At 59.3% G+C, this 7,195-nt stretch carries 5 protein-coding genes; 4 read left to right on the plus strand and 1 reads right to left on the minus strand.

Annotated features, from left to right (window positions below; genetic code table 11):
- Positions 1–395: 395 nt before the first annotated feature.
- Positions 396–1,223: a N(5)-hydroxyornithine transformylase PvdF gene (locus BFP93_RS11025; RefSeq protein WP_065893101.1), complete on the minus strand. Its 828-nt coding sequence runs from the start codon at positions 1,221–1,223 to the stop codon at positions 396–398.
- 198 nt (positions 1,224–1,421) lie between these two features.
- Here BFP93_RS11025 and BFP93_RS11030 point away from each other — a divergent pair, with 198 nt between their 5' ends.
- The 4 genes from BFP93_RS11030 to BFP93_RS11045 all read left to right on the plus strand — a co-directional run bounded on the left by BFP93_RS11030 (position 1,422) and on the right by BFP93_RS11045 (position 7,157).
- Positions 1,422–3,074: a cyclic peptide export ABC transporter gene (locus BFP93_RS11030; protein ID WP_065893102.1), complete on the plus strand. Its 1,653-nt coding sequence runs from the start codon at positions 1,422–1,424 to the stop codon at positions 3,072–3,074.
- A 108-nt stretch (positions 3,075–3,182) separates the two neighbouring features.
- Complete coding sequence (locus BFP93_RS11035; protein ID WP_083203285.1) at positions 3,183–5,624, plus strand: TonB-dependent siderophore receptor; 2,442 nt, start codon at positions 3,183–3,185, stop codon at positions 5,622–5,624.
- Positions 5,625–6,009: 385 nt separating this feature from the next.
- Complete coding sequence (locus BFP93_RS29215; protein WP_065883309.1) at positions 6,010–6,318, plus strand: transposase; 309 nt, start codon at positions 6,010–6,012, stop codon at positions 6,316–6,318.
- An 8-nt stretch (positions 6,319–6,326) separates the two neighbouring features.
- Positions 6,327–7,157 (plus strand): IS3 family transposase, encoded by an 831-nt coding sequence (locus BFP93_RS11045; protein ID WP_256095152.1) that lies wholly within the window; start codon positions 6,327–6,329, stop codon positions 7,155–7,157.
- The last annotated feature ends 38 nt before the right edge of the window (positions 7,158–7,195 follow it).

Below are 7,195 nucleotides of genomic sequence, written 5' to 3' on the forward strand. Positions count from 1 at the left end.
CAAAAGCAGATCAAGATCAAGAGCGGCTCGCTTCGCATCGTGGTTACGGTTGGGCGCTGCTGAGTTGAGTAGATACCTATGCCCCGATGAGGGAGTGTCAGTAGGCGCATTTTTGACTGAACCACCGCCATCGGGGGCAAGCCCCCTCCCACATTTGAACTTCATGCGTCGGGAGGAATGTATTCGGCCCTTCTGCTCCGGCAACCGCACCAACATCTATCTGCAGACGCTTGGTTTCCGGGTAGTGCCCGGTCTCCAAGCCAAACACCAATCCAATGTGGGAGGGGGCTTGCCCCCGATGAGGGACTGTCAGTGAATGCTTCTGCAACTGACCCTCCGCCATCGGGGGCAAGCCCCCTCCCACATTTGAACGCCATGCGTCAGGAGGATTGTATTCAGCCTTGCTTAGCCAACAGTTCCAGGCCTTCATGCAGCGCCGGGAACAGGCTGTTGTTGAAGTTGTTCCAGCGCAGTTCGAGGATGGTGTCTTCGGGCGAAATCTCGGTCTTCAATACGTCGTGGAACACTTCGCCGGAATCAATGCCGTTATCCACATAGTGAAATGACGCGCCGGTGAGGTACAGCGGCGCCGAGGGGGTGGTAGCCCTGGTCGTCCAGTCCACCACGGTCTGCCCACGCGCGCCATACAACGCGTTCCAGGTGGCATAGGCGCCACGGCGTTCGTAAGGCGATTCGATGCGGGTGATACCCGGATGGATGTTCATGATGCGCCGGGCAAACGGCGCGCCTGGGCGAACCAGTTCATCGAGGATCACCAGCAAGCCATCGAGCACCACGATGTCGGCTTTCAACTCGACCAGCACGTCATGCAGGCGCCGTTCGAAATCCTGTTTGCCGGCGATATGCTCAGCGCTGCCCCGAGGCAGGCGACGATAGGTCGACGGTACGCTCAGCAACAGGTCGTTGACCAACTTGCCCTGTACGCTCAGGTCGGCCGGGTACAACCACTGGCCGCCAGGCTTGTAAGCGAAACCATAATCGGCGACCAACGCCTGATCCCGTGGATTCTGCTCATCGTCGTCGTACACCACCCCGACCAGGTTGTAGGCATCGCCCAGCGCGGTGTCGTTGAGCGAGCCCACCAGAAACTCCAGCACCGACTTCATGTAGCGCTCGTGGTCCTTGTAGGCCACCGGCTGCCCGGCCTTGTCGGCGGCGGCATTTCTCAGGGACCAGACATACACCAGGTTCTTTTTCGTCATTGTTTCGCTCTCGCAGAAGGAATACGTACGGCGTGAATACCCGTGCGCCTACCCAACAAGAACGAACCAGCCCTCGCGCAATTTATCCAGCGCCGCCACCGCCCGGCACACCGAGCTAAATAGTCGCGCCGACACTTCGTTTGTCATGGGTAAGGGTCTGTGTGCCCAGCCCCTCTTTTCACTCTCCGGGATGTATTTATGACCGACCCCAAACGCGGCGCCTTCAAAGGCATGCTCGCCCTGCTCCGGCCCTTTCGCATCATTGTGACGGTCTCCGTCGCCCTCGGCATGGTGGGCGGCCTGGCCATTACGTTGCTGCTGGCGACCATCAATAACGCGCTGCACTCGGCGGCCGGCATGACCCAGGGCGTGGTCCTGACCTTTGCGGCACTGTGCGTGGTGGCGCTGCTCAGTTCGATCATTTCCGACATCGGCACCAACTACGTCGGGCAACGGATCATCGCCGCCCTGCGCAAGGACCTGGGCGAGAAGGTGTTATCGGCGCCCATCGGCCAGATCGAACGCTATCGCTCCCACCGCCTGATCCCGGTGCTGACCCACGACGTCGACACCATCAGCGACTTTTCCTTCGCGTTCACGCCGCTGGCCATCGCGGCCACAGTCACCCTCGGGTGCCTGGGCTACCTGGCCTACCTGTCGGTGCCGATGTTCCTGATGATGGTGGTGGCGATCATTATCGGCAGCACCGTGCAGTTCATTGCCGGCGGCAAAGGCATCCAGGGCTTCGACCTGGCGCGCAGCCATGAAGACGAGTTGCAGCGTTACTACAACGCCATTGCGTCCGGCGCCAAGGAACTGCGCATGCACCGACCACGGCGGTTTCGCATGAACACCCACCGCATCCAGGAAACCGCCGACCGCATCAGCGACATCCAGGTGCGCTCGGTCAATATCTACATCCTGGCCAAGACGTTTGGCTCGATGCTGTTCTTCGTGGTCATCGGCCTGGCCCTGGCGATGCAGGCGTACAACCCCAACCCGGACCCGACGGTGATCACCGGCTTCGTGCTGGTGCTGCTGTACATGAAAGGCCCGTTGGAACACCTGCTGGGTTACATGCCCGTGGTCGGCAAGGCCAAGATCGCGTTTGGCCGCATCAGTGAACTGTCGGAGCGTTTTTCGTCCCCGGAACCGCACCTGCTGATGGATGACAGCGAAGCGCCGACACCGGTGGTCAACAGCCTCGAACTGCGCAACGTGAGTTACAGCCCGCCGGCGGTCGAGGGCAGCGAGCCGTTCCACCTGGGGCCGATCAACCTGAGTATCCAGCAAGGCGATATCGTGTTTATCGTCGGCGAAAACGGCAGCGGCAAGACCACCCTGATCAAACTGCTGCTGGGTCTGTACCCGCCCCAGGCCGGCGAGATTCGCCTGAATGGCGAAGCGGTCACCGACCCTGAGCGCGATGACTATCGCCAGTTGTTCACCACGGTGTTTTCCGACTACTACCTGTTCGACGACCTGGTCCAGGGCAGCGCCGCCCAGTCCCTGGACAGCGCCACCCAATACCTGGAACGCCTGGAAATCGCGCACAAGGTCAGCGTCAAGGACGGCGTGTTCAGCACCACCGACCTCTCCACCGGCCAGCGCAAGCGCCTGGCCTTGGTCAACGCCTGGCTGGAAGAACGCCCGGTGCTGGTGTTCGACGAATGGGCCGCCGACCAGGACCCGGCCTTCCGCCGGATCTTCTACACCGAGCTGCTGCCGGACCTCAAGCGCCTGGGCAAGACCATCATCGTGATCAGCCACGACGACCGTTATTTCGACATCGCCGACCAACTGGTACGCCTGCGCGCCGGCCAGGTGGTGCACGAAATGGAACCGGCGTGAATTTTATTTTCCGGTTTTTCCAGGTAGGAACGTCTCACTAGTGCTAATGAGAATTAACCTCAATAGATACGATAACTGCCCACTTAAAACCTAGAAGAGAAAGCATCCATGCCAGCACGACTCGGTCTCAGCCCCCTGAGCAAAGCGTTATCCATGCGCAGGGCCCTGAACATGAACCTTCTTCCGAGTGCCCTGGCACTGGCGGTGGCGCTGCCGATGGCGGGCTATGTTCAGGCCCAGGAGATCGAGTTGAACATTCCTGCACAGCCGCTGGGGAGCGCGCTGCAGGAATTTGGCCGCCAGACCAACGTGCAAGTGCTGTACAGCCCTGGCGACGTGCAGGGTAAGAACAGCCGGGCGATCAAGGGCAAGATGCAGCCGCAGCAGGCCATCGATGCGTTGCTGGCAGGCAGCCAGACCACTTACAGCCTCAACGGCAATACCTTGACCGTGGCCGCCGCCAGCGCAGCGGGCGGGCTGGAACTGAGCCCGACCGAGGTCACCGCCAACTACCTGGGCAACATCACCGAAGGCTCGAACTCCTACACCCCGGGCACCATTGCCACCGCCACGCGCCTGACCCTGACACCCCGGCAAACCCCGCAGTCGATCACGGTGGTCACGCGCCAGCACATCGAGGACTTCGGCCTCAACAGCATGGATGACGTGATGCGCCACACCCCCGGCATCACGGTGTCGGCCTATGACAGCGACCGTACCAACTATTATTCCCGGGGTTTCTCGGTCAACAGCTTCCAGTACGACGGCATTCCTTCCACCGTGCGCAACGTCGGTTACTCGGCGGGCAATACCTTGAGCGACATGGCGATCTATGACCGCGTCGAAGTGCTCAAGGGCGCTACCGGCCTGCTCAATGGCGCCGGCTCCCTGGGGGCGACGATCAACCTGATCCGCAAGAAGCCGACAGCGGACTTCAAGGGGCATGTGCAACTGGGCGCCGGTTCCTGGGACAACTACCGCAGTGAAGTTGATGTCAGCGGGCCCCTGACCGACAGCGGCAATGTCCGTGGGCGTGCGGTCGCCGCGTACCAGGACAAGAAGTCGTTCATGGACCACTACTCGCGCAGGACCGAAACCTACTACGGCATTACCGAATTCGACCTGTCTCCCGACACCCTGCTGACCGTGGGCTTCGACTACCAGGACAACGTTCCGCAGGGTTCGAGCTGGTCCGGCTCCTTCCCGCTGGTCAATTCCAACGGCAGCATCAACAAGATGCCGCGCTCCTACAACAACGGCACCACCTGGAGCTCCTGGGAGCAGAACACCCGAACCGCGTTCGCCATGCTCGAACATGACATGGGCAGCGGCTGGGTGACCAAGTTCCAGCTCGACCACAAGATCAACGGCTACCACGCCGACCTCGGTTCGATTCAGTTCGTCCAGCCGGCAGCCGATGGCACTGCCGAAATCAACGGGCAGAAGTACACCGGCGAAACCAAAAGCACCTCCGCCGACCTCTACGCCACCGGGCCTTTCAGCCTGTTCGGGCGCGAACATGAACTGGTAGTGGGCGGCTCGATCGGCACCTCGCGCTGGCAGGGCAAGGGTTACTGGTCGCCGGAATGGCCGGGCGGCAACAAAGTCGATTTCTATAACTGGAACGGCCACCTCGCCAAGCCTATCTACGGCCCGGCCCAGCAGCACATCGATGACACCATCCGCCAGACGGGTTACTACGTGACCACACGCTTGAACGTGATGGATGACCTGAACGTGATCCTCGGCGGGCGCGTGGCCAACTATCACGTCACCGGCAACAACCCTTCCTACAAGGAAACCGGGCGGTTCATTCCTTATGCCGGGGTGATCTACGACCTCAACGACAACTTCTCGGCGTACGCCAGCTACACCGATATTTTCCAGCCTCAGGAAAGTACCTATAAGGACCGCAACGAAAAACTGCTGGAACCGGACGAAGGGCAAAACTACGAGATCGGCCTCAAGGGCGAGTTCTTCGAGGGCCGCCTGAACACCAGCATCGCTTACTTCGAAGTGCATGAGACCAACCGTGCGATCTCCGACGATGCGTACAACAACCAGACGCCAACCCCGCAGAACTATGCATTCAAAGGTTCCAAGGCCGTAACCAAAGGCTACGAAGCGGAAATTTCCGGTGAGTTGAGCCCGGGCTGGCAAGTGCAAGGTGGCTACACCCACAAGATCGCGCGCGATGACGATGACAAGAAGATCTCCACGTTCGAGCCCGAGCATCAGGTCAACCTGAACACCACCTACAAGCTCAAGGGTGACCTGGACAAGTTCACCATCGGCGGCGGCGTGCGCTGGCAGACCAAGGGCTGGAACGAGATCTGGAACGGGCCACTGGAAACCAATCAGGACATCACCCAGGAATCCTACTGGCTGGTGGACTTGATGACCCGCTACCAGGTCACCAAGAACCTGTCGGCGACGGTCAACTTCAACAACATCTTCGACAAGTCCTACTACACCAACGTGGGTTTCTATAACTCCGCCGCCTACGGCGAGCCGCGTAACGTGATGGTCAGCACCCGCTGGGACTTCTGACCGCACGGCGACAAGCTCCACAATCGGCGGAGTAATGGGGATCAAAATGTGGGAGGGGGCTTGCCCCCGATGGCAGCGTGTCAGTCAATACATCTGTTGACTGTGACACCGCAATCGGGGGCAAGCCCCCTCCCACATTGGATAATGCCGTCCTGATCCGCCTCGTAATGGTCAGCATCGCTGGGAACTCTGACCGCACGGCGACAAGCTCCCCAATCGGCGGAGTAATGGAGATCAAAATGTGGGAGGGGGCTTGAACCCCGATGGCAGTGTGTCAGTCAATACATCTGTTGACTGTGACACCGCAATCGGGGGCAAGCTGAACTGGCCTAATGCTCCCGGACACCTCTTAAGGGCGATATGATTCGCCCAATCAGGAGGTTTCATGCAAGAGCGAAAGACCTACACCCGCGAGTTCAAGCAACGTGCTGTAAGCATGGTACTTGATGATAACTGCTCAGTTCCTGACGTCTGTGCGTCGATGGAGGTTGGCCCCACGGCTCTGCGCCGTTGGATTGAGCAGGTTCGCAAAGAGCGTCAGAAAGGGCAGCCAGTGGCAGGTACTAAGGCAATCAGCGATGAACAGCGAGAGCTTCAACAGCTGCGAGCCAAGGTCAAGCGCCTGGAGACCGAGGCTGAAATCTTAAAAAAGGCTACGGCTCTCTTGATGTCGGATCCCGATCGTTTTTCCTGATCGAGGAGCTGAGAGAGTCGAGTTCGTATCCGATCTGCCTGCTTTGCAGTGCGCTGGGCGTTTCCCGCAGCGCGTTTTATGACTGGCTTAAGCGTCGCTCAGTGCCGAATACCAAGCGTGACGCGCTCAGAGCAAAAGTTGCGCAATTGCATGACGAAAGCCGGGGAAGTGCAGGCGCGCGGATGATCTCTCAGCACTTGAAAGCCCAGCAGATCAAGGTGGGACGGCATCTGGCCGGAAAACTCATGGCGGAGGCAAATCTGGCCAGCAGACAGCGCCGCCGCCATCAGTATCGCTCTAGAGGCGTCGAAGCATTTGTGGCCAAGAATCTGCTCGAGCGTAACTTCGAGCCAACCGCAATCAATCAGGCCTGGTGCGGCGACGTTACCAGCCTGATGGTTGGTAAACGTTGGTATCACTTGGCAGCGGTCATTGATCTGTTCGCCCGCCGAATCGTTGGCTGGGCGTTTTCCCTGATCAACGACGCCAACCTGGTTAGCAAGGCGCTGAGAATGGCGGTGGAGGTTCGAGGCAAACATGCAGGCTTGATGTTTCATTCGGATCAAGGCAGCCAATACACCAGCCAGCTCTTTCAGTCCGAGCTGCTGGAGCATGGAATAACGCAAAGCATGAGCCGCAGAGGGCAATGCTGGGACAACGCGCCAACAGAGCGTTTCTTCGGGACGCTTAAATCAGAGTGGGTGCCCAATAAGGGCTACACCACAGTTGAAGAAGCCAGGCGGGATATGACCAGCTTCTTCATGCGATACAACCGAATCAGGCTCCACAGCTACAACAACTACCTGTCGCCAATAGCCATGGAGCAAAAAGCGGCATAAACACCGTAATCGGTGTCCGGGATTACTTGACCAGTTCA

The organism is Pseudomonas sp. 44 R 15, from assembly GCF_900004965.1.
Classification (GTDB): domain Bacteria; phylum Pseudomonadota; class Gammaproteobacteria; order Pseudomonadales; family Pseudomonadaceae; genus Aquipseudomonas; species Aquipseudomonas orientalis_A.